Raw genomic sequence first — 25,362 nt, forward strand, 5'->3', positions numbered from 1 at the left:
CCGTAGCCGGAGCGACGCTCCAGCATCCGGCGTCACCCGTGAGCAGGCCTTGCGTCAGCCGCCGATGGCGCTCATCGGACGGTCGGGCTGGAGGAAGCCGGGGTCGTTGATCCCGTGCCCCGGGAGCTTGCCGGTGATGCAGCGGTGGAGCACGCGGGCGAGGTCGTCGTCGGTGCCACCGTCGCGCAGCGGGGTGAGGAGGTCGGACTCCTCCCGGGAGAACAGGCAGTTGCGCAGCTGACCGTCGGCGGTGATCCGCACCCGGTCACAGGTCCCGCAGAACGGCTTGGTCACCGAGCGGATGACGCCCACGCTCGTGGGCCCGTCGTCGAGGAGGAAGCGCTCGGCGGGGGCCGACGCGCGGCCCGGCAGCGGGGTGAGGGTGAACTCCGTGGCGAGCCGGTCGAGGATCTCCTCACCGGTGACCATCTTGACCCGCGACCAGATGTGCCCGGCATCCAGCGGCATCTGCTCGATGAAGCGCAGCTCCAGACCCCGCTCGACGGCGAAGCGAGCGAGGTCGACGATCTCGTCGTCGTTGACGTCCCGCATCGCCACGACGTTGATCTTGATCGGGGACATCCCCGAGGCCTGCGCCGCCTCGACCCCCGCGAGGACCTCGGCGAACTTGTCCCGCCGCGTGAGCTCGCGGAACCGGTCCGCCCGCAGCGTGTCGAGGCTGATGTTGGCCCGCTCAAGCCCGGCGGCCGCGAGATCGTCGGCCAGCTCCGGCAGGAGGATCCCGTTGGTGGTCATCGACAGCTCCAGGGGCCCGCCCGGGCCCTCGATCCGGGACATGCGGGCGACGACGTCGACGACGTCCCTGCGCAGCAGCGGCTCGCCGCCGGTGAGCCGGACCGTGGCGATCCCGAGCGCCGCGGCGACCTCGGCCACCCGGACGAGCTCGTCGGTCGTGAGGATGGAGTCGCGGTGCAGCCACGGCACGCCCTCGGCCGGCATGCAGTACGTGCACCGCAGGGAGCACTTGTCGGTGAGGGAGATGCGCAGGTCGGTGTGGACGCGCCCGAAGCGATCGACCAGCGGCCGGCGCAGCTCGGGGGAGATCGACACGCTCATGCCGACCCCACCCACGTGTGACTGCCGGTCGCTCCGTCGGCTCTCCGCTCCTTGCCGGTCACGGCCATCAGAGCACTCCTTCCACTGTGTGACGATCGAGCAGCGCACACTGGCGCAGCCGCCCTGCAGATCGGCTCCGGTGACCGCGCTGCCACTCGGCCAAGGATCGGGGCACCATCATCGCGGCAGGTCCTCCGGTGTGTCGATGTCGGTCCACGGGCCGAGGTCCCCGCACTCGACAGGGATGACGAGCTCGGGATGGCTGCGCAGCCACGGGCCGGCGCCACGATCCCCTGACACGGACGCGACCACGCTCGGCCACAGGCCACGACCGAGAGCGACCGGGGTCCGCCAGGCGCCGCCGTAGCTCGCGACAGCCGCCGGGCGCGCGGCGTCGAGCACGCGACGGACCCGCAGGAGGTGCTCGGCGCCCACGGACGGCGTGTCGACCAGGGTCACCACCGCAGCGTCGGCGTCCGTCTCGTCGGTGAGGTGGAGGAGGCCCGTGCGAAGCGAAGAGGCCATGCCGGTACGCCACTGAGTGTTCGTCACGGTGTCGACGTGAGCGGGGAGCGCGAGCCGCACTCGCGGGGCGATGCGTGCTCCCAGGACGACGACGACGGGGCGCAGCTCCGCCGACCTGCAGGCGTCCACCGCACGGTCGAGCAGGGTTCGGCCGTCGTAGCCCACCTCGGCCTTGGGCCGCCCGAAGCGCGAGCCGCTACCGGCGGCCAGGACCAGTCCGGCGTGTCTCAACGCGCTTCGCTGCCGATCTCCGCAGGGCGGCGTCGATGCACCGGGTTCGCCAGCGCCGTGTCGTTCACGTAGGCATCCCTTCTGGTCACGGCGCAGAGTGTCTCCCGTGTGGTCACTGCTCAGCACGCGCGGTACCCGATCGGCGTAGCCCACCGGGTCGCCGTACCCACACGGGACACACGGCCGCAGAGCCGCGAGCACCACATGCTCGACATCATCGGGTCAGACCTCGGCTACGGCGTTCTCCCGGGCCTCGTCCTCCTTCTTGCTGCCCCACACCTTGAGCACGAGGTTGAGCACGAACGCGGAGATGCCACCGGCCGCGATGCTGGTGGACAGCACGGGCTGCAGGATGTCGGGGAAGCCGGACCAGAAGTCGGGAGCACCCACGGGGATGATGCCGAATCCGAAGGAGATGCCGACGATGAAGATGTTCCGGGAGTCGCTCAGGTCGTCCTTGGCGATGATCCGCATACCGACGACGCCGATGGTGCCGAACATGACCACCGTGATACCCCCGAGGACCGGCGCCGGGAGCGCAGCGGCCATGTCACCGAGCGGCGCGATCAGGCCGAACAGGATGAGGAACACGCCGGCGAGCGCCACGACGTACCTGGAGAACATCCGGGTGATCTGGATGAGGCCGACGTTGTTGGCGAAGGTGACCAGGGAGAACGGGGTGAAGATGCCACCCACCGCAGTGCCGACGCCGTCGGCGAGCAGCGTGCGGGAGATCTCCTTCTCGCCGGTGTCCTTGCCGATGATCTCCCCGATCGCCATCGTGTCACCGGTGGACTCGATCATGTTGACGAACTGCACGATCAGCAGCGGGACGATCGCCGCCAGGACGAACGTCGGCGCTCCAAGTCCACCGAAGAGCGAGGGCACGGACAGCACACCGGACTCCCCGACGGTGGAGAAGTCGGCCTTGCCCATGAACACGGCGATGACGGTGCCCAGCACGAGGGCAAGGAGGATGGAGACCTGCTTGAAAGTGCGACGGCCGAACCGGTCCACCGCCAGCACGATCCCTACGGTGATGGCCGCCAGCACGAAGCTGGAGACGGTGTTGTAACCGGGGCTGCCCTCCTCGCCCTGGATGAGGTTCGCGGACGTCGGCAGCAGCGAGATCCCGATGATGCCGATGATGGTGCCGGTCACGACCGGGGGGAAGTACCGCAGCAGCTTGGCGAAGAACGGGGCGATGACGACGGTCATCACGCCCGCCAGGATGGTGCCGCCGAACAGCGCCGGCAGACCGTACTCGTTGCCGATCATGATCGACGGACCGATGGCGGTGAAGGTGGAGCCCATGACCACCGGGTAGCGGACACCGATCTTCCAGATGCCGAGCGTCTGCACGAGGGTCACGAGTCCCGCCACCACGAGGTTGGCCGCGATGAGCGCGGCCAACGCCGGCGTGTCCAGGCCGATGGCACCGCCCACGACGATCGGGGTGGTGATCAGACCACCGTAGGCGATGACGACGTGCTGCAGGGCCAAGGGCACCGCCCGCCGGAGCGGTGGCACCTCATCGACAGGGTGAACCGGGCTCGCGGCACTGGCCGCGTCGACCTGGACTTTGCGCTTACTCATTGTTCCTCCACAGACTGATGTGCGGGCCTCGGCCAGATGGCCTGGTGGAGCCGGTGCCACGACGGCGGTCCGGCAGCGGCAACGCCGCGAATCGTGATGAGGTGGTGGAACTGCTCCCTGGTCAGCTGACGCCGGCCAGGGCGGGATTGCGTGAGATGAGGTGGTGGGCGGCCTCGTTCGCCTCGGCGATGACGTCAGCCTCGTCGAGGGTCTGCATCTGACCGTCCGCGAAGACGATGCTGCCCGCGACCATGGTGAGCACGACGTCACTGGCGACCGCCGAGTTCACGAGCGTGGAGTGCGGGTCGTGCACCGGCTGGGTGTGGGCAGCGGACAGGTCCACGGCCACGATGTCGGCAAGCGCGCCGACTCGCAGGCGCCCGACGTCGAACCCGGTGTAGTCGCCGCCGTGCGCAGTGCCGAGGCGCAGAGCCTCGGAGGCCCGCAAGGCGGTCGGGTCCAAGGTGGCCAGCCGCTGGATCGAGATCGCCTGCTTCATGCACTCGAACGGGTCCTGGCGGTGACCACAGCTCGGCCCGTCAGTGCCCAGTGCCACGGTGATGCCGCGGGAGAGCATGTCGCCCAGGCGCATGGAGCCCGACGCGAGGTAGGCGTTGGACGTCGGGTTGTGGGCGACGGCGGCACCCGCCGCGGCAATCGCGTCCAGCTCGGCGTCGTCCAGCCAGATGGCGTGGGCCAGGGTGGCCCGCGCGTCCAGCAGCCCCTCCCGGGCGAGCCACTCGACGGGGCGGACACCGTAGAACTCCAGGTAGGTGTCCGGGTCCTTGCTGCCCTCGCTGCAGTGGGTGTGCCACTTGGTGCCCAGCTCGCGGGCGAGGTCGATCGAGGCAGCCATGAGGTCCTGGTCGAGATAGCTCAGGTTCACCGGCCCCGGCCACACCTCCACGCGCGACCCGGGCGGACGGGCGGCGATCGCCTCCCGGGTAATGGCGAGCTCGTCGCTGGAGTCGTAGCGGTACAGCGGCTCGGGCTGTCCACGCTTCACCCCGACCTCGGAGCGGCGACCCAGGATCCCCCGGGCCACTGCGCCGCGCAGCCCGGCGTCCTCGATGGCGTCGGCCACCGCGAGGGTGGTGTCCAGGTCGGTCGGCGCGTAGTGGTTGTCCACGATGGTGGTGATGCCGGACCGTGCTGCCTCGACGGCGCCGAGCCGGGCGGCCGCACGCGCGTCGGAGGGCGACATCTCCATGGCGTAGGGCCACATGAAGTTGCACAGCCACGGCCAGATCGACTGTCCTTCTCCCAGGCCCTTGGCCAGGGCCTGGAACAGGTGGTTGTGCCCGTCCACGAAGCCGGGCATGAGGGCCGCCCCGGGCAGGTCGATCACGCGCCCTGCCTGCCAGTGCGCGAGCTCCTTACGGGTCCCGACGGCGACGATGCGATCTCCGGTGACGGCGATCGCGGCGTCGGTAATGGTCGTGCGGTCCTCGTCTGCCGGCACCAACCAGCCGGCACGGATGACGACATCGCACTCTGCGGCTTGAGCCACGCTCGCACTCCTCATCGTTGAAGAAAGCCCGTCAGCAACGGCGCTGACCAGATTGCATGCAAATCTAGCGTCGGCCACGCCGATGTCAAGGGCTTTGGCAGACCGACTTTTCTCGCACTCCGGAGCCGGAGCAGATTCTTCTCGGACTGTCGCACCGGCCGTCGACGGGCATGTCGGAACGGTGTTGCATGCAACTTCTTGACGGCCGGGCGCAGCGGTGCTTGACTTGGGACTGTCCGAGCGTGCGGCCAAGGTCGGCCTCACCACGGGCACTGACGACGCCGGCGAAAGACGGTGTCTGGCACACCCGAAGGTGCGTGCGTCGCGGCCGGGGTCCTTCTGCACACAACCCCAGGGAGAGCTCGTGATCATCGACACGCACGTCCACCCGACCAACCTCGTCGACGAGGCATGGCGCCACACCGGCACCCCGTTCACCGGTGAGCGCACGCTCGAGATGATGGACGGTCCGTTCTACATCAACGGCAAGCCGCGTCGAGTCGACGTCTCGTGCATCATGCCGCCTCCGGGAAACACCCAGTGGCGTGAGGGCAACAAGACCGGCCGCGAGGGCATCCGGGAGTACATGGCCTACGTGACCGAACTGACCCAGAAGTACCCTGACCGCTTCATCGGGCAGTTCATCTACAACCCGCGTTTCGGGCCCGAGAACGGCGCGGCCGAGCTGGAGTTCCACGTCAAGGAGTACGGCTACAAGATGCTGAAGCTCCACGCGAACATGCACTCCTACCGCCCGGACCGGGCGCTGGACTGGCTGCGTCCGGCAATGCGCAAGTGCGCCGAGCTGGGCATCACCGTGCTCATCCACACCGGTGACGGGCCCTACTCGATCCCGACGCAGTTCTACCCCATCATCCGGGAGTTCCCGGAGGTGAACTTCATCATCGGGCACTTCGGCATCCAGACGGGTGGCGTGTACTGCTTCGAGGCCTTCTGGATGATCCAGGACTCCCCGAACGTCTACGGCGAGTCGGGGTGGCTGCTCCAGTCCCGGATCGTGGAGTTCGCCAAGGAGATGAAGAAGAGCCGTCTGGTCTTCGGCACCGACTCCCCGCCGAACGAGCCCGGCATGTGGGCGCGTGAGCTCGAGGTGCTCTGCCACGAGCCGCCCCAGGGGCTGAACACCTCCGAGGACGATCTCGAGGGCTACCTCGGTAACAACATGGCCAAGCTCCTCGGTCTGCAGCCGACCCCGCCGCCCAAGGACAAGGCCGAGGCCCAGGCCTACCTGCGTGGGGACATCCCCCAGGCTTCTGCCCAGAACACCCACGCGGCGCACTACAAGGACTACACGCCTGACTCCTGGGCCGACGACTCCTCGCCGGCCGAGCTCGAGGCGCGCGCCGCAGCCTCCGTCTGAGACCGTCCCCGGGCATGTCCCCGCAGCCGAATGGGACCACGAGCCTCGTGGTCCCATTCGGCTCACCGGCGCCGTTGGCCGTCAGGGGGAACACCGGGGCTAGGATCGGACTGGCATCAGCAGCAACGTCCCGACCAGGTAGGAACCATGGCCCGCGCTCGCCTCTCTGTGCTCGAGCCTCTGAAGGAACGCGACCAGCTGGCTCAGCGCACCTACGAGGCGATCCGCGCAGCCATCCTCGCCAACGCGATCCCGCCCGGTACCCCGCTCAGTGTGCCCGAGCTCGCGCGGCGCCTGGAGGTCAGCCGCTCCCCGGTGCGTGAGGCCGTGCAACGGCTGATCTACGACGGGCTGGCCAGCCACGTGCCCAACCGCGGCGCCGTGGTGGACCAGGTCGAGGTCGACGAGATCACCGAGCTGTACGCGGTGCGTGAGGTCCTGGAGGGACTGGCGGCGCGACTGGCCACCCAGAACGCAAGCAGGGACGGCGTGGACAGCTTGCGGGAGATCACCGCACAGCACGAGGAGCTGGTGCGAGATGGTGGCGACGTCGACGCCCACCTGCAGCTCGACATGGCCTTCCACCGGACGATCCGCACCCTGGCAGGCAACCACTACCTGAGTGAGATCCTGGAGTCGATCGTCAACCGTTCGCACTCGGTGATGCACTCCCTGTGGCCCATCTCCGAGGCGGCGCACGCCGCCCTGTGCGAGCATCAGACCATCCTCGACGCCATGGCCGCGGGCGCCCCCGAGGTCGCCGAGGAAGCCGCCCGAGAGCACATCTCGCGGCTGCGAGTACGGCTGCTGCAGACGCTGAGAGCAGCACCGTCCCCTGTCGCTGCGGCGACATAGCCTCCCGCGAGCGCCGGCACGACCCGCGTCGAGCGTGCCGCCCTCCCGAGGTCGTTCACCGGCCGCGCGTCGGCATGACTGGCGCTGCGAGCCCACCGTGGCCCCTCACACTGCATGCACGCAGGGCCGTCCACAATGCCCGGGGCGGCTGCGCCTGACCCGTCGCGTCCGAGCGTCGAGGCGTTGACACTCGTTTGATTACATGCAATGTTTACCTCGGTCAGTCATCATCGGCCGGCCATCGTTGCACCGTCGCAACCAGCTTCGTGCATCGGCCAGTTCTCACCGCGCCTACCCAGGCGTCCAGGCACGTCGATCCCGCCGCAGCTGACGGGTCGGCATCAGGCGATCTGAGGTGAATGAAGCAGTGGCAAGAACAACTCGTGCCAACAGTGAGCGTGCGTCAGCGACGGGAACCGACGACCGCGCTGCGGTCGACGAGCGACTCCCGCTCGGCAAGACCTCCATTCTCGGCTTCCAGCACGTGCTCGTCATGTACGCCGGCGTCGTGGTGGTACCGATCCTCATCGGCCACGCGCTCGGCCTGACCGACCGGCAGATCGCCGCGCTGGTGAGTATCGACCTGGTGCTGGCCGGCATCGGCACCGTCCTGCAGGCCCTGGGGGTGTGGAAGTTCGGCATCCGGATGCCCCTGGTGGTGGGCGCCGCCTCCCAGGGCATCGTCCCGGTGGTCATGGTCGGCGAGTCCCGCGGCATCGGCACCGTCCTGGGGTCGGTGCTGGTGGCCGGCGTCCTGTGGCTCCTGCTCGCCCCCTTCTTCGGGACCCTGGTCCGGTTCTTCCCGCACGTGGTGACCGGCACCGTCATCCTGCTCATCGGCCTCACCCTGGTGCCGGTCGGCTTCCGGATGATCGCGGGCTCGGACCCGACGGCCGAGGGGTACGGCGACCTGGACAAGCTGGCGCTGGCCGGTTTCACACTGCTGCTGATGGCGGTCTTCTACCGCACCCTCAAGGGATTCCTCGGCCAGCTCTCGATCCTGCTCGCCATCGTCCTGGCCACCGCCGTCGGCTGGGTCATCGACCCCTCGACACTGGTGAGCAACGTGGGGCAGGCCCCGCTCGTCGGCTTCACCGCACCGTTCGAGTTCGGCAGCTTCGTGTTCCACGTGCCGTCGATCATCATCTTCCTGATCATCATCCTGGTGATCACCGTGGAGGCATCCGGTCAGGGCCTGGCCGTCGGTGAGGTCACCGGGGTCAAGGTCACGCCCCAGGACATCACCCGGCTGTTGCGGGTAGACGCGCTGGCCACCACCTTGTCGAGCTTCTTCTTCGGGTTCATCTACACCACGTTCGGCCAGAACATCGGACTGCTCAAGCTCACGGGCGTGCGCTCGCGCTTTCCCGTGGTGGCCGGCGGCATCATCCTCATCATGCTCGGCATCTTTCAACCCGTGGGCGAGGTCATGGCCTCCATCCCCAGCCCCGTGGTGGGTGCCGCGGCCGCCGTCACCTTCGGCGTGCTGATCCTTGCCGGCATGCAGATCCTGGCGAAGGTGGACCTGGACAAGCCGGGGAACACGCTCATCGTGATGTTCGGGGTCGTCTTCGGGCTCGTGCCGGTGGCAGCGCCCCACTTCTACAGCCAGATGCCCGACTCCATGAACGCGATCCTGCACTCCGGTGTGGCCATGGGCACGTTCGTGGCCGTCGTTCTCAACCTGCTCTTCAGCCGCCACACCAAGGAGGCGACCGGGTTCGAGAGCTCCACCGGCGACGACACGCCCTCGGCGGACTCGGCCGACACAGCGCGCACGCCCACGTCGGTGCACACAGGACAGGACCCACGCACATGACGCCCTCCGCCTCGCCCGCGACCGCCACCGCGTCCGGCACCTCGCGCCCCAGGTTGGTGATCGCCATCACGGGGGCCAGCGCACCGCACCTGGGCATCGGCCTGCTGCGCGCGCTGCGTCACCTCGGCACCGTGGAGACCCACCTGGTCATCTCGGGTGCAGCCCACCGCACCATCGAGCTCGAGACGGGGATGACCTCGGGCCAGGTCGCCGACCTCGCCGACGTCGTCTACAAGCGGCACGACATCGCCGCCTCGATCGCCTCGGGCTCCTTCCAGACGATGGGCATGGTCGTGGCGCCCTGCTCGATGAAGACCCTGGCAGGTATCGCCCACGGGTTCTCCGCCGACCTCGTCACCCGCGCGGCCGACGTCGTCCTCAAGGAGCGCAGGCCGCTGGTGCTGCTGCCCCGCGAGACGCCACTGAGCCTCATCCACCTGCGCAACATGGTCGCCGTCACCGAGGCCGGCGCCACGGTGCTGCCCCCCACGCCCGCGTTCTACCAGCGGCCCACCTCGATCGACGACCTCCTCGCGCACCTGACCGGGAAGGTCCTCGACCAGCTCGGGATCGAGCACGACCTCTACCCCCGCTGGCAGACCCCTGAAGGAGACGCACGATGACCATCTCGCCAAGCCAGGACGCCCACGACTTCGTGCGCGACTACGCCGGCGCCCATCCCGAGGACGTGCTGGACATCGACCAGCCGGTGTCCGCGGACGAGGGCGTCACCGGCCTCATCTACGAGCTGGCGAGCGAGCGCAAGGACCCGATGCTCCTGTGCCGCCACGTCGACGGGGTCGACGCCACGGTCCTGAGCAACGTCTTCGCCTCACGTACCCGGATCGCCCGGATGCTGGGCGTCGGTCCCGACCAGCTGCACGAGGAGTACCACCGCCGGGCCAGCAAACCGATCCCGCCGCAGGAGGTGGAGTCCGGCCCGATCCAGGAGATCGTCCAGCGCGGTGAGGACGTGGACCTGCACACCGTGCCGATGCTCACCCACTTCGCCTCCGACAAGGCTCCCTACGTCACCAGCGGCATCATCGTGGCCGAGGACCCGGACAGCGGCGTCGGCAACATGAGCTACCACCGTTCGATGATCCACTCGCCCAACGAGCTGGCCACCAGCCTGCACTCTCGCGGGGACCTGTGGAGGATGCTGCAGAAGCACGCGGAGCGAGGCGAGTCGATGCCGGTGGCCATGGTCATCGGTGGGCACCCGCTGTTCATGCTCGCCGCCTCCTCCCGGATCGGTTACGAGGAGGACGAGCGCGCCGTCGCCGGCGGTCTGTTCGGGCAGGCCCTGGAGGTGGTGCGCACGCCCGTGCACGGCATCAAGGTGCCCGCCTGGGCGGAGATCGTGCTCGAGGGCACCATCGACCCGGAGGCACGCGCCGAGGAGGGCCCGTTCGGCGAGTTCTCGGGCTACTCCTCCAACCGCTCCACCAACAACGTGCTGCGCGTCGAGACGATCATGCGCCGACGCGACGCCATGCTCATCGACGTCGAGGGGGGCAACACCGACGAGCACCTCAACCTCGCCCGCATCCCGCGCGAGGCGGAGATGGCGCACAAGCTCAAGGCCCGGTTCCCCGACGTCACGGCCCTGCACTACCCGACCTCCGGCACCCACTTCCATGCCTACGTGGCACTGGACCAGCGACGGCCCGGGGCGGCCCGACAGGTGATGCTGGGCCTGCTCGGCTGGGACCCGTACCTCAAGACGGTGATCGCCGTGGACGCCGACGTGGACGTGACCAACGACTCGGAGGTGCTGTGGGCACTGGCCACCCACTTCCAGCCGCACCAGGACCTGTTCGTCATCGACGGGCTGCCGGGCTCCCCGCTGGACCCGTCCTCTGGCGCCGACGGCACCACCTCGCGGCTGGCCCTGGACGCCACCCGCGGCCCCAGCTTCCACGGCGATCGCATCGTCGTCTCCACGCACGCCAGGACCCAGGCCCGCACCTTGCTCGACACCATCTACGGAGGCAGCTGATGACCACCCAGAAGAAGATCCCCGTGACCGTCCTGACCGGTTTCCTCGGCTCCGGCAAGACCACTCTGGTCAACCACATCCTCACCGTGGAGCACGGCATCCGCATCGCGGTGATCGAGAACGAGTTCGGAGACATCCCGATCGACAACGCGCTGGTCATCGGGGGTGACGAGAAGATCATCGAGATGAGCAACGGCTGCTGCCTGTGCTGCACCGCCCGCACCGACCTCATCGACATCCTCACCACTCTCATCGGACGCAAGGAGGACTTCGACCGCATCATCATCGAGACCTCCGGCATGGCCGACCCCAACCCGGTCGCTCAGACCTTCTTCGTGGACGAGACCATCGCCGCGCACTTCTCCCTGGACGCGATCGTCACCCTGGTCGACGCCAAGCACATCGAGCGGCACCTGGACGAGACGCAGGTGGACGGCGTCGGCAACCAGGCCAGCGACCAGATCGCCTTTGGCGACCGGATCGTCATCAACAAGGTGGACCTGGTGGACGAGTCGGTGGTGGAGTCGGTCACTCGCCGGGTGCGCGAGATCAACGACGAGGCGGAGATCCTCACCTCCACCTACTCCGCGGTGAACCTCGAGGAGATCCTCGGCGGCGCGGCCTTCAACCAGAACAGGGCGCGGGGCGGGATGAGCGACTGGCTCGAGACGGAGGACCACCAGCACGACCAGACACTGAGCTCGGAGTCCGTCCAGCTCGACGGCGTCTTCGACCTGGACGCGCTGCGCCAGTGGTTGACGCACTACACCCAGCACCACGGGGACAACCTGTACCGCCTCAAGGGGGTGGTGCACGTCGCCGGTGAGGACGTGCCCTACCTGGTGCAGGGCATCCACCAGCTCTACGACGTCAGTCCGGCCCACCTGGGTGGCACCCCGCCGGAGAGGTCGGCGGTCGTGTTCATCGGCCGACAGCTCGACCGGGACCAGCTGGAGCAGGGCCTGCGCGGATGCCTCGTCCGAGAGAGCGCGACCGTCTAGACGGTCCCACAGACCGGCACGTGGCGGCGGCAGCGATGAGGTGGGCCGCCGCCACGTGCCTTCTTCCTGCGGGGCGCGCGCGGTACCCCGGCACCAGGCTGCACGACAGCAGGAGCACCTACGGCCGGCGAGCCGGTCGGGTGCCGCCGAGGCGACGGCTTCCCTCGACCGAGACGGACCGGTCCCGATGGATCGGGCCGCCGCTGCGGCCCAGGGGGACACCGCTGCCCCGGCGGCGAGTGGCGATGATCTCCGCGACGACCGACACAGCGGTCTCGTGCGGCGTGATGCCGCCCAGGTCCAAGCCGATCGGCGAGTGCAGCCGCGCCAGGTCCTCGTCGCCCAGGCCACGCCGACGCAGGCGGTCCAGGCGGTCGTGATGAGTCCGGCGGCTGCCCATGACGCCGATGTAGCCAGCAGGTGACCGGATGGCCACCTCGATGACCGGCTCGTCGAACCGCGCGTCGTGGGTGATGACGCAGATGGCGGTGTCCGAGGCGATCTCGATGTCGGCGAGGTACTGCTGCGGCCAGGCGGCCACCACCTCGTCCGCGCTGCGGAACCGCTCGGCCGTGGCGAACGCGGGTCGGGCGTCGCACACGGTGACGTGGAAGCCGACGAGACTGGCGACGTCGGCGATCGCCCCGGCGAAGTCCACCGCGCCGATCACGATGAGTCGGGGCCGGGGGGTGATGAGCTCGACGAACAGCCGGCGCCCCGCCACGATGACGGTGCCGTCGGCGCCGGCCTCCCGGGCCAGGTCCCAGGCCCGTTGCTCCCGCGGCTCGACCCACCCGTCCGGGCGCACGAGACGCACGCGTCCCGCCGCGGACCCGTCGAGCTCCGTGACGAGGGCGGCGTGGCTCTGCGAGCGCCGAGCCTCCACGACGGCCCGCAGGTCGAGGTCGGCGGGGTCCAGGCGCTGGATGAACACCTCGATCTCCCCACCGCAGGTCATCCCCGGACCGAGGGCCAGATCATCCCCGACGCCGTAGCGCACGGTCTGGACCTGGCCGTCGGCCAGCACCTGCTCGCAGCGGGCGAACAGGTCGGACTCGATGCAGCCCACGGACACGCTGCCCTGGACCGCCCCGGTGGAGGACATGGCCATGGCCGCGCCGGGGCGGCGCGGGGCTGAGCGCTCGACGTCGACCACCGTGGCCAGCGCGTAACGCCCCCGCCATGACTGCAGCTCCTCGACGATGCTCAGCACCGTGCTCCCGTCCCTCGCGCTCAGTCGGCCGCGCGGGCGGCCTGCCGGTCGGCGGAGGCGTGCACGGCCTGGAGGATCTTCTCGTAGCCGGTGCACCGGCACAGGTTGCCGGCCAACGCCTCACGGATCTCGGCATCGTCGGGGTGGGCGTTGCGGCGCAGCAGGTCGTGCACCGCGACCACCAGTCCGGGGGTGCAGAAGCCGCACTGCACGGCGCCGCACCTGATGAACTCCTCCTGGACCGGGTGCAGGTCCTCGCCGTCGGCGATGCCCTCCACGGTGATGATGTCCCGCCCCTGCACCTGAGGAGCTGCGATCAGGCAGGAGCAGACGAGGACGTCGTCGACATAGACCGAGCAGGAACCGCACTCCCCCTGCTCGCAGGCGCCCTTGGCGCCAGGCAGGCCGACGCGGTCGCGCAGCATGTCCAGCAGGCTCTCGGTAGGGCGGACGTCCTCGACCTCCCGCTCGACCCCGTTGATCGTGGCTGTCACTCGCATGTCGTCATCCCTTCTCCGTCCCGACCTGCTCGGCAGCCGGTCGGCCGCCGGTCACCGTGTCGATACTCCGACCACGCCCAGCTCAACGTGCGTCGCGCCATCACACCGACGGCGCTGCGGCGGTAGCCGGCGGTGCTGCGGACGTCGTCGATCGGAGCGGTGCAGCCGGCCACCTGTCGTCCGAACTCGGCGACCAGGCTCTCGGGCAGCTCCGCCCGGGAGTGCCAGTACCCTCCCTCGTCGAGCGTGCCGGCCAGGAACTCCTCGGCGGCCACGGCCTGCAGCGGGGTGGGGCCCACCGAGCCCATGCCGATGCCCACCCGGCCGGCGCGCGGGTGCAGGGTGAGCGCGACACTGGCCACCGAGATGACCATGGCGTTGCGGGTGCCGATCTTGGAGTACTGCTGGGGGCCGGTGTCGGTGGGAACCCAGATCGCGACGATGAGCTCGTCGGAGGCCACGCAGTTGCGCTTGACACCGGTGAAGAAGTCGGCGACCGGGACGTGCCGGGTGCCGTCGACCCCGCGGATCTCCACCTCGGCGCGGGTGGCGATGAGCGTGGGCGCGCTGTCGCCGGCCGGCGAGGCGGCGCCGAGGTTCCCGCCGACGGTGCCGCGGTTGCGGATCTGCGGGGAGCCCACGGTGCGCGAGGCGATCGCCAGGCCGGGCAGGTCCCGGCCGAGCTCGGACAGCACCCGGGTGTACGGGACGGCGGCGCCGAGGCGGATCCGCTCGCCCTCCCGCCACCATCGGCCGGCATCCTCCAGCCGGGTCATGTCCATGAGGGGAGCCGGCCGGCGGTGATCGAAGTTGAACTCCACCATCAGGTCGGTGCCACCGGCGATCGGCAGCAGACCTGGCGTCTGTGCACGTGCCTGCAGTGCCTCGTCCCAGGTGGTCGGCTGGAAGAAGTTCATCAGGCACTCCTCGCTGCCACGGTCACCTGAACACCCTCGTCGACGTCGACGATGTGCTCCGGACGCACGGGCGCACGCACCAGGTCCAGGCCCGTGGCATCACGTAGCGCGTTGAGGACTGCCGGTGTGGAGGACAGGTTGGGCGGCTCCCCGACGCCGTTGAGCCCGTACGGGGAGTCCGGGTGCGGGAACTCGAAGATGTCCACGGGCATCGGTGGCACGTCCAGGATCGTGGGGATGAGGTAGTCGGTGAAGGAGGGGTTGAGGAGCTTGCCCTCCGGGCTGAACAGCAGCTCCTCCATCACCGCCAGACCCAGGCCCTGGGCGTTGCCACCGTGGATCTGGCCCTCCACGGCCATCGGGTTCAGCGCCTTGCCCACGTCCTCGGCGGTGGCGAGCTCGACCACCTTGACGAGGCCGAGCTCCACGTCCACGTCCACCACCGCGCGGTGCGCGCAGAAGGCGAACGCGATGTGCGCGTTCCCCTGTCCTGTCTCCGGGTCGATGGGCTCGGTGGGCCGGTGCCGGTAGACGTGGTGGCCCTCGATCGTCTCGGTGCCGACGGCCTCGGCCAGGGACATGCACGCTGCGCCGCTCGTGAGCTCCACGACGACACCGTCCTCCAGCGCGAGGCCGGCCGCGGGGATGCCCAGCCGGGTGGCAGCGCGCTCGAGGACCTGCGCGCGGACCTGGGCGCAGGCACCGGTGACCGCGCCCATGGACATCCAGGACATCCGCGAGGCCGAGGCCGAGCCGGCGTCGCCGATCAGCGTGTTCGCAGGCAGCACCACGACGCGCTCCACCCCGAGCTCGGTGGTCACCGCCTGCGCCTGCAGGGTCGTGACGCCCTGGCCCATCTCGGCGGCAGCGGTGTGCACCGAGGCGATAGGCGCTCCGCCGGCCACGCTGAGACTGACCCGCGCGGTGCACACGTCGTCGACGCCGCCCGAGTAGCCGATGGCCTTGATGCCGATGGCGTAACCCACACCGCGGCGCACCCCTTCACCGTGGGTGGTGTTGGAGACGCCCCCGGGCAGGTCACGCAGGTCAGCCGCACCGACGCGCGCGGGCGGCAGGGGACGGTCACGCACGGCCTCCAGCAGCTCTCGCACCGGGACGGGACCGTCCACCGGTTGGCCGGTGGGCAGGACGGTGCCCTCGACCATCGCGTTCTTCAGCCGCAGCTCCATGGGGTCCATGCCGAGCGCCTTCGCGAGCTTGTCCATGTTGGACTCGACGCCGTAGATGCCTTGGACGGCACCGAAGCCGCGCATGGCTCCGCAGGGCGGGTGGTTGGTGTACACGACGCGGCCGTTGATCTCCGCGTTGGGGACGTCGTAGGCCCCCGCCACGAAGTAGCAGCAGTTGGCCAGCACCACCTGGGAGGTGGAGGTGTAGGCCCCACCATCCATGAGCACGTCCACCTTGACGTAGACGATGGTGCCGTCCTTCTTGGCGCCGTGCTCGAAACGCATCGTGGCGGGGTGGCGGTGCACGTGGCCGTAGAACGACTCGCGCCGGTCGTAGACCATGCGGGCCGGTCGGTTGAGGTGCAGGGCGATGAGGCAGGCATGCAGCTGGACCGAGAGATCCTCCTTGCCGCCGAAGGCGCCACCGATGCCGGCCATGTGCAGGCGCACCTTGTCCTCGGGAAGGTCGAGGCAGGGCGCCATCTGTTTGCGATCGGTGTGCAGCCACTGGCAGGAGATGTACAGGTCCACCCCGCCGTCCTCGCCGGGCAGCGCCAGGCCGGACTCGGGCCCCAGAAAGGCCTGGTCCTGCATGCCGACCTCGTAGGTGTCGCTGACGACGACGTCGGCCGCGGCTCGCGCGGCGTCCATGTCCCCGTGCCTGATCGTCAGGTCCCGGATGACGTTGCCGCCTGCCCAGTCCTCGTGCACGACGCGCTGGCCCGGGTCGGCGGCGCTCCCCGGGTCCAGGAGCGGCTCCCAGGGCTCGTACACGACATCGACGAGTCTGGCGGCCTGCGCGGCCAGGACTGGGTCGTCGGCGGCGACGAGCGCCACCGGCTCGCCCTCGTACCGGACCCGGTCGATGGCGAGCACCGGCTGGTCCGAGACTTTCATGCCGTAGGTCTTGGCGCCGGGCACGTCCTCATGGGTGAGGACGGCGTGCACCCCCGGCACTGCCAGGGCGCGGGAGACGTCGATGCTCCTGATGGCGGCCGCCGGGTGCGGGCTGCGGACGGTGACGCCGAAGACCTCGCCGTCGACGCTGAGGTCGGAGGAGTAGGCGAACTGGCCGGTGACCTTCAAAGGGCCGTCCGGGCGTGGTGCGCTGACACCGATACCGGAGCCGGTTCGCGACTCCGTGGCGCTCAGCAGGGCGGAACTCCGTGGCGGGGACGTCATGATGATCTCCTTCATGGACCACCGGCGAGATGCGTGCGCCGGTGCCGGCTGTGCTCATGGCTGCGTCGCTGCTGCCCCCGTGGGAGCCACGTCAGCGCCGTCGCTTGCACACACACCGGTTGAGGTGCCCCCTGGCACGCGCATCGTGGCGGCCCCCGGGCATCAGGGCGTTGGGTCGAGACATCGAGGAGACCGGGTCGCGGTACTCCTCTTCCGTACCTCCTCGGGGTCGAACGTTCCCACCCCGGCCGCGGAACAGTGCACCTACGGGTTGCCGCCATTGCCTCGACGGCACAGTGAGTGCTCCTGCGTTGGCGCACCCACTCCACGCGCAATCATATCGCCCACCCCTGTGCTCGGCCACCCCTCCACGCGCGCGACCTGCGGGTCACGCGCCCAGCCTCCCCCGCCCCCCGCTGCCGGCGGGGGTGTCACTGGCGCGCAGGGTCGGACTCCAGGGACTGCACCAGTGCGGCTGCGGCGCTGATCGCGATCACCGGAGGGGACTTTCCCACGACGCCTGGAATCCCGATGGGACACGCGATCGTGGCGATCGCGGCGTCGTCGTGGCCGGCCTCGCGCAGGCGCTTGCGGAAACGCGACCACTTCACCCGCGAACCGATGAGCCCCACGCCGGCCAGGTCGCCGCGGGTCAAGGCTGCATCGCACAGGACGAGGTCCTCGGCGTGGTCGTGGGTCATGACGAGCACGTGCGAGCCGGTCGGCAGGGAACCCAGGACGGTCTCCGGGGCCGGCGCGTGGTGGACGTGGACGTCGGCGGGCCCCACGACGCCCCCGAGGCGCTCGCCGGTGAGCTGGTCCGCGCGGCTGTCGACCAGGTGCAGCGCGACCGGCAGCCGGGCCAGTATCTGCGCCAGCTCCAGACCGACGTGGCCAATGCCGAAGACCGCCACCGTGGCACGGGAACGCAAGGGCTCGAGCAGGAGCGTCACCTCGCCCCCGCAGCACTGGTTGCCGTGGGCGGTGACGGCATGCTCGTTGAGCGACATCACCATGGTCTGCGGCTCGGTGGTGCCGTCGTCGAGGATCTCGCGTGCCCGGTCGGTGGCGGTGGCCTCGAGGTTGCCCCCGCCGATGCTGTCCCAGGCGTCCTCGGCGGACACCACCATCTTGGCCCCCTGCTCGCGCGGAGCGTGCCCGCGCACCTGCGCGACCGTGACCAGCACCCCGGGCCGGCCGGTCGCCCGCAGGTGCACGGCAGCGGCCAGCCAGTCCATCACGCCGTCGGCACCGGCTCTCGCCGCACCGCCCCGGCCCCCTGACGCGGGACCGGCGCAGCGTGGTCGCGCACCGCCTCGACGGCCCAGAAGACCGCTTCGGGTGTGGCCGGGCTCGGGAGCAGCACCTCCTGCCCCTCCGTCCCGAACGCTGCCACCGCCGCGCGCAGGGCCTCGCGCACCGAGAACGCCAGCATGAGCGGGGGCTCTCCCACGGCCTTGGACCCGTAGATGACCCCGGACTCGGCAGCTCGCTCGAAAAGGTGGACGTTGAGCTCCTCGGGCATCTCCGAGAAGCTCGGCAGCTTGTAGGTGCTGGCGGCCTGGGTGGAGAGCCGCCCGCGGTGCTCGCCGTCGGACTCGTCCCAGCGCAGCTCCTCGAGCGTGAGCCAGCCGGCGCCCTGGACGAATCCGCCCTCGATCTGCCCGACGTCGATCAGCGGGGACAGGCTGTCCCCGACGTCGTAGACGATGTCGGTGCGTAAGAACCGGTAGGCGCCGGTGAACCCGTCGACCTCGACCTCCGAGACGGCCACGCCGTAGGCGAAGTACTTGAAGGGCTCGCCCTGCATGCGGCTGGAGTCCCAGTGCAGCCCCTCGGTGCGGTAGAACCCGGCCGCGAAGAGCGGGATGCGTTGGGCGTAGGCCTTGTCGACGACGTCGGAGAAGGTCAGCACCGAGTCGTGGAAGCCGAGCCCGGTCACCTTGCCGTCGACGAACCGGACGTCGTCGGGGTGGATGTCGAGCGTGCGCGCCGCCACCTCGGCGAGGCGGTCGTGGATCTGGTCACAGGCGTTGCGCACCGCTGCGCCATTGAGGTCGGCTCCCGAGCTGGCCGCGGTCGCCGAGGTGTTGGGCACCTTGTCCGTGCGGGTGGGAGCGAGCCGGACACTGCTCAGCGGCACCCCGAGCGCCGTGGCCGCGACCTGCCGCATCTTCGTGTGCAGACCTTGCCCCATCTCGGTGCCGCCGTGGTTGATGAGGACCGAGCCGTCCTTGTAGACGTGGACGAGCGCGCCGGCCTGGTTGAACGCGGTGAGGTTGAAGGAGATGCCGAACTTCACCGGCGTGATGGCCAGGCCGCGCTTGCGGTGGCGGTGGGCAGCGTTGAACTCCGCGACGCACCGACGGCGGGCACCGTGGTCAGCGCGCTCCAGACCCTGGGCCCACAGCTCGGCCAGGCGCTCGGCGTGACGCACCGGCTGGCCGTAGGGGGTGGACTGGCCGGGCACGTAGAGGTTCCTGCGCCGCAGCTCGGCGGGGTCGAGCCCCAGCAGCGGCGCACAACGGCCCAGGATGTCCTCGATGACGAGCATCCCCTGCGGTCCCCCGAAGCCGCGGAAAGCCGTCTGGGAGGTCTTGTTGGTCTTGGCGATCCGTCCGTGGATCTCCGCGTTGGGCAGGAAGTAGGCGTTGTCGATGTGACACATGGCCCGGGTGAGGACGGGCTCGGACAGGTCCAGGGACCACCCGCCGTCAGCGGTCAAGGTCGCCACGAGCCCCTGGATGCGCCCCTCCTCGTCGAAACCGATCTCCCAGCTCGCGTGGAAGGGGTGACGCTTCCCGGTCATCGTCATGTCCTGGGTGCGGTTGAGCCGGATCCGTACCGGCCGGCCGGTGAGGACCGCACCAAGGGCCGCCACGGACGCCAGCCCGTGCGGCTGCATCTCCTTGCCGCCGAAGCCGCCGCCCATGCGCAGGCACTGCACGGTCACGTCATGGCTGTGCAGGCCGAGCACGTGCGCGATGATCTCCTGGGTCTCGGAGGGGTGCTGCGTGGAGGACTGGACAAAGACCTGACCGCCCTCGTCGACGTGGGCAAGGGCCGCGTGCGTCTCGAGGTAGAAGTGCTCCTGGCCGCCGAACTCGAACTCCCCGCGCACGCGGTGAGCCGCTCCGGCGAGTGCTGCTGCGGCGTCTCCCCGGGTGATCGTGGGGCGGATGCCCTGGAACTGCTCGGCCGAGATCGCCTCCTTGAGGGTGAGCACCGAGGGCAGCCGCTCGTACTCGACCTCCACGGCCTCGGCACCGAGACGTGCAGCCTCCAGAGTCTCCGCCAGCACCCAGCACACGGCGTGGCCGTAGTACATGACCTCGTGGGGGAAGAGCGGCTCGTCGTGCTTGGTGCCTGCGTCGTTGACGCCGGGCACATCCGCGGCGGTGAGCACGCGCACCACACCGGGCACCTGCAGGGCTGCCTCCGTGCGCAGGGCGGTCACGCGGGCGTGAGCGTGCGGAGCCTGCACCGGCCAGGTGTGCAGGACGTCTCGGCTGCGCAGCACGAGGTCATCGGTGTAGAGGGCGCTGCCACTGACGTGCTCGGCCGCACTCTCGTGCGCAACGGCGCGCCCGACCACAGCACCCTCGGGACGATCGGCGAAGGGCCTCATCGTGCCACCTCCAGTGTCTCGCTCTGCTCGTTCTCGGCGTAGAAGCGCAGCAGGGCCTGCTCGAGCATCGCGCTGCGGTACCGCGAGCTCGCCCGGTGGTCGTCCAGTGGCGTGCCTTCCTGCGCCATGATCGCCGCCGCAGTCATGACCGTCTCCTGGCTCCACCTGGTGCCGACAAGGGCCTCCTCGGTGGCCCGCGCGCGCAACGGGGTGGCCGCCACACCTCCGAGGCCGATCCGCACAGCGCGGACGGTTCCTTCCTCGATGCTGGCCGCAATGGCGATGGCAACGCTGGAGATGTCGTCGAAGCGTCGCTTGGCGACCTTGTAAAAGGCCGAGTGCTCGGCCAGCGGAAGCGGGATCCGCACCGCCCGGATGATCTCCCCCGGCTCCTTGCGGGTCCGTCGGTAGCCCGTGAAGTAGTCAGCGAGCGCGATCGTGCGCTCCCCCTGCCGGCCCGCGAGGACGAGGTCGGCACCCAGCGCGAGCAGCGCCGGAGCCGCGTCCCCGATGGGGGAGGCCGTGCCGAGATTGCCGCCCAGCGTGGCCCCGTTGCGGATGAGACGAGAGGCGAACTGTGGGAACAGCTCGGCCAGCATCGGCACCCGCCCGGCCAGCGCGCGCTCGATCTCCGAGAGAGTCAGCGCCGCGCCGATCTGGATGTGGTCCTCAGCGACGGTCAGCCCACGCAGCTCCTCGAGCCGGTCGACAGCGATGATCTGCCGCGGTCGGCTGTGCCGCAGGTTGAGCTCCACCCCCACGTCGGTGGCGCCCGCGACGACGACTGCGTCGGGCTGCTCGTCGAGCAGCTCGAGCAGCTCGGCGAGAGTCTGCGGACGGGAGAACCGGGTGCCGTCGGAGGCGTGTCGGGTGTGGCGCGGCGGCGGTGCCGGCTGCTCACGCCGCTCGGCCAGCGGGTCGCCGCCTGCAGGCTCCGTGAGCGCGTAGGCGGCGTCGCGGATGGGACGGTAGCCGGTGCAGCGGCACAGGTTCCCGCTCAGCGCGTGGAGGTCGAAACCGTTGGGTCCCGTGTGGCCTCCCGCATCCTGCGGCGCCGTCGCCCGCTCAGGGCGGTAGTACTCGGCCGCCATGGCGCACACGAAGCCCGGGGTGCAGTACCCGCACTGCGACCCGCCCCGTTCGGCCATCTCACGCTGGACGGGGTGCAGGTCCTGCTCGACGCAGGCGCCACCGGCCTTGCCCAGCCCCTCTGCGGTCACGACTTCCTGCCCGTCGAACGCCATCACCGGGGGCAGGCAGGCATTGACCGAGGTCCACCGGCTCCCGCCCGCGCCGTCCGGACGTGCCACGAGCACCGCACAGGCACCGCACTCCCCCTCGGCGCACCCCTCCTTCGCGCCGGTCAGCCCCTCGGCACGTAACCAGTCGAGCAGGTTCGTGTAGGTGCCACAGTTGACAACTTCCCGGGACCGTCCGTTGACGGTCACCTCGATGCGCCCCATTGCTCACTCCTCGTCGAGTCGGGCTTTACAGGTGCTCCGCTGCATCCCGTGAGGACTGCCGGGCAGAGGCATGGTTTTGTTGTTCTGGTCGACCACCGGGCTGCTAGGTATCCATGCCGAACGACAGCGCGGTAGACAGCGACACTACTCCCCGGTTCTCCCCACGGCAAGGTAATCGAAATCAAATTTTCACATGGCGGACATCAGACGCAACGCCCTGTCCGTGGCGGCGGACGCCGGAGCCCGTGCGCCGGCGCCCGCCTCGGTCTGGTCACACGGCGAAGAAGACGTACCTGACGGCGAGCAGTGCCGCGACGAGGTAGAGCACCGGGTGGACCTTGCGCAGTCCACCGGTGAGCGCCTTGATCGCGCAGTAGCTGATCACCCCGAGGCTCACGCCGTTGGCGATGGAGAACGTCAGCGGCATGGCGATGATCGCGAGGAACGAGGGCACTCCCTCGGAGATCTCGTCCCACTCGATGTGCCGGATCCCGTCCATCATCATGGCGCCGACGAGGATGAGCGCGGGCGCCGTCGCCGCTCCGGGGATGGCCCCGGTCAACGGCCACAGGAACATCGCCGCGGCGAACAGCAACCCGGTGACGGTCGAGGTGACGCCGGTCCGACCGCCGTCCTGGATGCCTGAGGCGCTCTCCACGTAGGTGCCGGTGGTCGAGGTCCCCATGAAGGCGCCGAACATCGTCGCCACCCCGTCCATGGCGAAGGTCGTCTTCGCGCGGGGCATGTCGCCGCGCTCGTCGAGGTAGCCCATCTTCTGGGTGAGGCCGGTGAGCGTGCCCGTCGCGTCGAAGAAGTCGACGAAGAAGAAGGTGAAGACGACGGTGAACAGTCCCAGACCGAGGGCCCCGGCGAGGTCGAGCTGACCGACCAGCTCGGAGGGCCAGACCGGCATGGCCACGAGCCCGTCGGTGAACCCTGGGAAGGCGCGGAGCCCACCGTCCTCACCACCCCCGTAGACCTGGGCGCTCGTGACGATCGCCAGGACCGAGCTCGCAAGGATGCCCCAGAGCAGCGCCCCCTTGACCTTGAGCTGGAGCAGGACGGCAGTGACGAGCAGTCCCACGATCGCGACCCAGGCTGTCGGGGCACTGAGGTCACCGAGCGTCACCAGGGTCGCCTCGTCCGTCACGACGATGCCGGCGCTCCGCAGACCAAGGAAAGCCAGGAACGTCCCGATACCCGCCATGATGGCGAACTTCAGGCTCTGCGGGATCGCCATGACGATGGCCCGACGGGCACCGACCACGCTGAGGACGACGAACAGCACCCCGGAGATGAAGACCGCGCCCAGCGCCGTGCGCCACGGCACGCCCATCCCCAGGACGACGGTGTAGGAGAAGAAGGCGTTCAGGCCCATTCCCGGCGCCTGGGCGAAGGGGTAACGCGCGATGAGCCCCATCACCAGGCAACCCACACAACCCGCGATCGCCGTCGTCATGAGGATCTGGACCGGCGCATTGGGCACGTCGATGGCGACGCCGAGCACCTGGGGGTTGACGACGATGATGTAGCTCATGGTCAAGAAGGTCACGATCCCGGCGCGGACCTCCCGGGGGAAGGTCGAGCCGGCAGCCGTGACCCCGAAGAAGCGGTCGAGCGCCCCCTTGACACCTCGTCCGGTCGAGCCAGGGCCAGGCGCCTGGACCCGCGTCTCGTCAGCGCGGCTGTTCTCCTTGGTCGTGCTCATGGTGCCTCCTGTGGTGTTGTCACGCCGGCCGTCGTTGGCCGGGCGCGGAACGCTTCGTGCCCGCCCACCCAGACACCGGCGATGTCAGCGGGCGAACCGAGGGCAAAGATCTTGGCGAGGGCGTCGGTCGGGTCGGTGGCGTGACGCATCGTCATGGCCAGCGTCCCGTCCGGCCGCGGCCGGACCCATACGGCATCGAACTGCCTGCCGGGTGAGAGGTCTCCGACGTCCTGTCCCATCCCGAGCGCGAGCGCGCCCGAACGGGTGGCGAGGTGGAGGAGGTCCGCGGTGGCGAGCGGCGCTCCCTCGCCACCGAGGAGCTGCTGCACGAAGTAGGCCTGGAGGCCCTCCTTGAGGAGGCAGAAGCCGGTGCCGGCACCGACGTCCGAGCCCAGTGCCACCCGCACGCCCGCATCGAGGTGCCGGCGCAGCGGGAAGAGCCCGCTGCCGAGGGCCGAGTTGGACGACGGGCAGTGGGCGACGGCGCAGCCCGCACCGGCGAGCACGTCCAGCTCCCGGTCGGTCGGGTGGACGTTGTGCGCGAAGACGGAGCGCTCGGTCGCCAGTCCGTGCCGTGCGTAGGTGTCGAGGTAGTCGATCGACGTGGGGAAGAGTCGGGCGACCTCGGCGACCTCGGCCGGGTTCTCGTTGAGGTGACTGGTGAACCACCGGTCCTCGGTGAGCAGCTCGGCACAGACCTCGAGCATCTCCTCGGTCGTCGACAGGGAGAAGCGGGGGGTGACGGCGTAGCGCAGTCGGCCGCGGCCGTGCCAGCGCCGCGCCAGTGCCTCGCTCGCCTCCAGGGCAGCGGCGGGGCTCTGGAGCAGCTCCCCGCGCAGGATCCGGTCGCTGAGCACCATGCCGGAGGTGATCCGTTGCCCCGTCGTCACCGCCTCGGCGAAGAGGGCGTCCATGGCCCCGGCGAAGTGCGAGCCGAAGACGAGTGCCGTCGTCGTCCCCGATCCGAGGAGCCCGCCGAGGAAGTCACGGGCGACGCCGCGCGCGTAGCCCTGGTCTGCCAGGCGGGCCTCCTCCGGCAGCGCGCACTCCCGCAGCCAGTCGAGCAGCGTCATCCCCAGGCCACCGATGACGCGCACCTGCGGGTAGTGGACGTGGGTGTCGACGAAGCCGGGGAGCAGCACACCGTCCCGGAGGTCGAGGACCTCCTCCTGCGGGTACGCCGCCCGTGCGCTCGGGACATCGGTCCGCGCGAGGATGGTGCCGTTGCGCACCACCAGCGCGACGTCCTCCCCGGAGCGCAGCCCGTCGGGGTCCCCGAGCGTCCCCGGTGTGTCCAGCACGGTGGCACGGATGATCGTCATGGCGCACTCATTCCCTCGCCAGCCTCACAGCGACATTGCTGCTGTCTGCGCGGTCTGGACCGCGCAGACAGAGGCATGGTTTTCGCGAGCGCGTGCGCCGGGTCGTGAGGTTATCCATGCCGAACGACGACCGCGGCGTACCGCACACTATCGGCACCCGGGCGGCCCGGCAACCGTTTCGAAAGCCGAGTTCCACATTGTGGATCGGCATCAGTGAGCCGCGACCGAGCCGCCCTGACGCC

General features: G+C 69.8%; 19 protein-coding genes. 6 read left to right on the forward strand and 13 right to left on the reverse strand.

Annotated features, from left to right (window positions below; translation table 11 throughout):
* Positions 1–54: 54 nt before the first annotated feature.
* From moaA to M3148_RS06355, 4 genes are all read right to left on the reverse strand, one after another.
* A complete protein-coding gene (moaA, locus tag M3148_RS06340; RefSeq protein WP_251303846.1) occupies positions 55–1,077 on the reverse strand; it encodes a GTP 3',8-cyclase MoaA in 1,023 nt (340 codons plus the stop codon).
* Between the two features lie 177 nt (positions 1,078–1,254).
* A complete protein-coding gene (locus M3148_RS06345) occupies positions 1,255–1,833 on the reverse strand; it encodes a nucleotidyltransferase family protein (RefSeq protein ID WP_251303847.1) in 579 nt (192 codons plus the stop codon).
* A gap of 222 nt (positions 1,834–2,055) precedes the next feature.
* Positions 2,056–3,429: a uracil-xanthine permease family protein gene (locus M3148_RS06350; RefSeq protein WP_251303848.1), complete on the reverse strand. Its 1,374-nt coding sequence runs from the start codon at positions 3,427–3,429 to the stop codon at positions 2,056–2,058.
* A gap of 121 nt (positions 3,430–3,550) precedes the next feature.
* The gene (locus M3148_RS06355) at positions 3,551–4,939 is read right to left on the reverse strand and encodes an amidohydrolase family protein (RefSeq protein WP_251303849.1); all 1,389 of its coding nucleotides are present in this window, start codon (positions 4,937–4,939) and stop codon (positions 3,551–3,553) included.
* A gap of 364 nt (positions 4,940–5,303) precedes the next feature.
* On the opposite strand from M3148_RS06355, the gene M3148_RS06360 reads away from it, so the two are divergent.
* The 6 genes from M3148_RS06360 to M3148_RS06385 all read left to right on the forward strand — a co-directional run bounded on the left by M3148_RS06360 (position 5,304) and on the right by M3148_RS06385 (position 11,997).
* Positions 5,304–6,320, forward strand: a complete 1,017-nt coding sequence (locus M3148_RS06360; protein WP_251303850.1) for an amidohydrolase family protein — start codon at positions 5,304–5,306, stop codon at positions 6,318–6,320.
* 147 nt (positions 6,321–6,467) lie between these two features.
* On the forward strand, positions 6,468–7,175 hold the full coding sequence (locus M3148_RS06365) for a GntR family transcriptional regulator (protein ID WP_251303851.1): 708 nt from the start codon (positions 6,468–6,470) through the stop codon (positions 7,173–7,175).
* A gap of 355 nt (positions 7,176–7,530) precedes the next feature.
* On the forward strand, positions 7,531–8,994 hold the full coding sequence (locus M3148_RS06370) for a nucleobase:cation symporter-2 family protein (RefSeq protein ID WP_251303852.1): 1,464 nt from the start codon (positions 7,531–7,533) through the stop codon (positions 8,992–8,994).
* Positions 8,991–9,617: a UbiX family flavin prenyltransferase gene (locus tag M3148_RS06375; RefSeq protein WP_251303853.1), complete on the forward strand. Its 627-nt coding sequence runs from the start codon at positions 8,991–8,993 to the stop codon at positions 9,615–9,617. The genes M3148_RS06370 and M3148_RS06375 overlap by 4 nt, the downstream gene beginning before the upstream one ends.
* Positions 9,614–10,996: a UbiD family decarboxylase gene (locus tag M3148_RS06380; RefSeq protein WP_251303854.1), complete on the forward strand. Its 1,383-nt coding sequence runs from the start codon at positions 9,614–9,616 to the stop codon at positions 10,994–10,996. Before M3148_RS06375 ends, M3148_RS06380 begins: the two co-directional genes overlap by 4 nt.
* A complete protein-coding gene (locus M3148_RS06385) occupies positions 10,996–11,997 on the forward strand; it encodes a CobW family GTP-binding protein (RefSeq protein ID WP_251303855.1) in 1,002 nt (333 codons plus the stop codon). Before M3148_RS06380 ends, M3148_RS06385 begins: the two co-directional genes overlap by 1 nt.
* 118 nt (positions 11,998–12,115) lie before the next feature.
* On the opposite strand, the gene M3148_RS06390 is transcribed toward M3148_RS06385, so the two are convergent.
* The 9 genes from M3148_RS06390 to M3148_RS06430 all read right to left on the reverse strand — a co-directional run bounded on the left by M3148_RS06390 (position 12,116) and on the right by M3148_RS06430 (position 25,120).
* On the reverse strand, positions 12,116–13,210 hold the full coding sequence (locus M3148_RS06390) for an XdhC family protein (RefSeq protein ID WP_251303856.1): 1,095 nt from the start codon (positions 13,208–13,210) through the stop codon (positions 12,116–12,118).
* 20 nt (positions 13,211–13,230) lie between these two features.
* Positions 13,231–13,710 carry a (2Fe-2S)-binding protein gene (locus M3148_RS06395; protein WP_251303857.1) on the reverse strand — a complete coding sequence of 160 codons (480 nt, stop codon included), beginning with the start codon at positions 13,708–13,710 and terminating at the stop codon, positions 13,231–13,233.
* Positions 13,701–14,627, reverse strand: coding sequence for an FAD binding domain-containing protein (locus tag M3148_RS06400; RefSeq protein ID WP_251303858.1), 927 nt, complete (start codon positions 14,625–14,627; stop codon positions 13,701–13,703). The genes M3148_RS06395 and M3148_RS06400 overlap by 10 nt, the downstream gene beginning before the upstream one ends.
* Positions 14,627–16,999 carry a xanthine dehydrogenase subunit D gene (gene pucD / locus M3148_RS06405; protein ID WP_251303859.1) on the reverse strand — a complete coding sequence of 791 codons (2,373 nt, stop codon included), beginning with the start codon at positions 16,997–16,999 and terminating at the stop codon, positions 14,627–14,629. Before pucD ends, M3148_RS06400 begins: the two co-directional genes overlap by 1 nt.
* Before the next feature lie 431 nt (positions 17,000–17,430).
* Entirely contained in the window at positions 17,431–18,237 is an 807-nt protein-coding gene (xdhC, locus tag M3148_RS06410) for a xanthine dehydrogenase accessory protein XdhC (RefSeq protein ID WP_251303860.1), read from the reverse strand.
* Positions 18,237–20,627 (reverse strand): xanthine dehydrogenase molybdopterin binding subunit, encoded by a 2,391-nt coding sequence (gene xdhB, locus M3148_RS06415; RefSeq protein ID WP_251303861.1) that lies wholly within the window; start codon positions 20,625–20,627, stop codon positions 18,237–18,239. The genes xdhC and xdhB overlap by 1 nt, the downstream gene beginning before the upstream one ends.
* On the reverse strand, positions 20,624–22,090 hold the full coding sequence (locus tag M3148_RS06420) for a xanthine dehydrogenase small subunit (protein WP_251303862.1): 1,467 nt from the start codon (positions 22,088–22,090) through the stop codon (positions 20,624–20,626). The genes xdhB and M3148_RS06420 overlap by 4 nt, the downstream gene beginning before the upstream one ends.
* A 271-nt stretch (positions 22,091–22,361) precedes the next feature.
* Complete coding sequence (locus M3148_RS06425; protein WP_251303863.1) at positions 22,362–23,798, reverse strand: NCS2 family permease; 1,437 nt, start codon at positions 23,796–23,798, stop codon at positions 22,362–22,364.
* Positions 23,795–25,120: a guanine deaminase gene (locus tag M3148_RS06430; protein WP_251303864.1), complete on the reverse strand. Its 1,326-nt coding sequence runs from the start codon at positions 25,118–25,120 to the stop codon at positions 23,795–23,797. Before M3148_RS06430 ends, M3148_RS06425 begins: the two co-directional genes overlap by 4 nt.
* Positions 25,121–25,362: the final 242 nt, after the last annotated feature.

This window comes from Georgenia satyanarayanai (assembly GCF_023715365.1).
GTDB lineage: Bacteria > Actinomycetota > Actinomycetes > Actinomycetales > Actinomycetaceae > Oceanitalea > Oceanitalea satyanarayanai_B.

Coding starts and splice junctions, on each gene's coding strand:
- M3148_RS06430 (WP_251303864.1), bottom strand. CDS start 25,120: ATGACGATCATCCGTGCCACCGTGCTGGACACACCGGGGACGCTCGGG.
- M3148_RS06375 (WP_251303853.1), top strand. CDS start 8,991: ATGACGCCCTCCGCCTCGCCCGCGACCGCCACCGCGTCCGGCACCTCG.
- M3148_RS06395 (WP_251303857.1), bottom strand. CDS start 13,710: ATGCGAGTGACAGCCACGATCAACGGGGTCGAGCGGGAGGTCGAGGAC.
- pucD (WP_251303859.1), bottom strand. CDS start 16,999: ATGACGTCCCCGCCACGGAGTTCCGCCCTGCTGAGCGCCACGGAGTCG.
- moaA (WP_251303846.1), bottom strand. CDS start 1,077: ATGAGCGTGTCGATCTCCCCCGAGCTGCGCCGGCCGCTGGTCGATCGC.
- M3148_RS06420 (WP_251303862.1), bottom strand. CDS start 22,090: ATGGGGCGCATCGAGGTGACCGTCAACGGACGGTCCCGGGAAGTTGTC.
- M3148_RS06385 (WP_251303855.1), top strand. CDS start 10,996: ATGACCACCCAGAAGAAGATCCCCGTGACCGTCCTGACCGGTTTCCTC.
- M3148_RS06425 (WP_251303863.1), bottom strand. CDS start 23,798: ATGAGCACGACCAAGGAGAACAGCCGCGCTGACGAGACGCGGGTCCAG.
- M3148_RS06350 (WP_251303848.1), bottom strand. CDS start 3,429: ATGAGTAAGCGCAAAGTCCAGGTCGACGCGGCCAGTGCCGCGAGCCCG.
- xdhB (WP_251303861.1), bottom strand. CDS start 20,627: ATGAGGCCCTTCGCCGATCGTCCCGAGGGTGCTGTGGTCGGGCGCGCC.
- xdhC (WP_251303860.1), bottom strand. CDS start 18,237: ATGGACTGGCTGGCCGCTGCCGTGCACCTGCGGGCGACCGGCCGGCCC.
- M3148_RS06365 (WP_251303851.1), top strand. CDS start 6,468: ATGGCCCGCGCTCGCCTCTCTGTGCTCGAGCCTCTGAAGGAACGCGAC.
- M3148_RS06400 (WP_251303858.1), bottom strand. CDS start 14,627: ATGAACTTCTTCCAGCCGACCACCTGGGACGAGGCACTGCAGGCACGT.
- M3148_RS06380 (WP_251303854.1), top strand. CDS start 9,614: ATGACCATCTCGCCAAGCCAGGACGCCCACGACTTCGTGCGCGACTAC.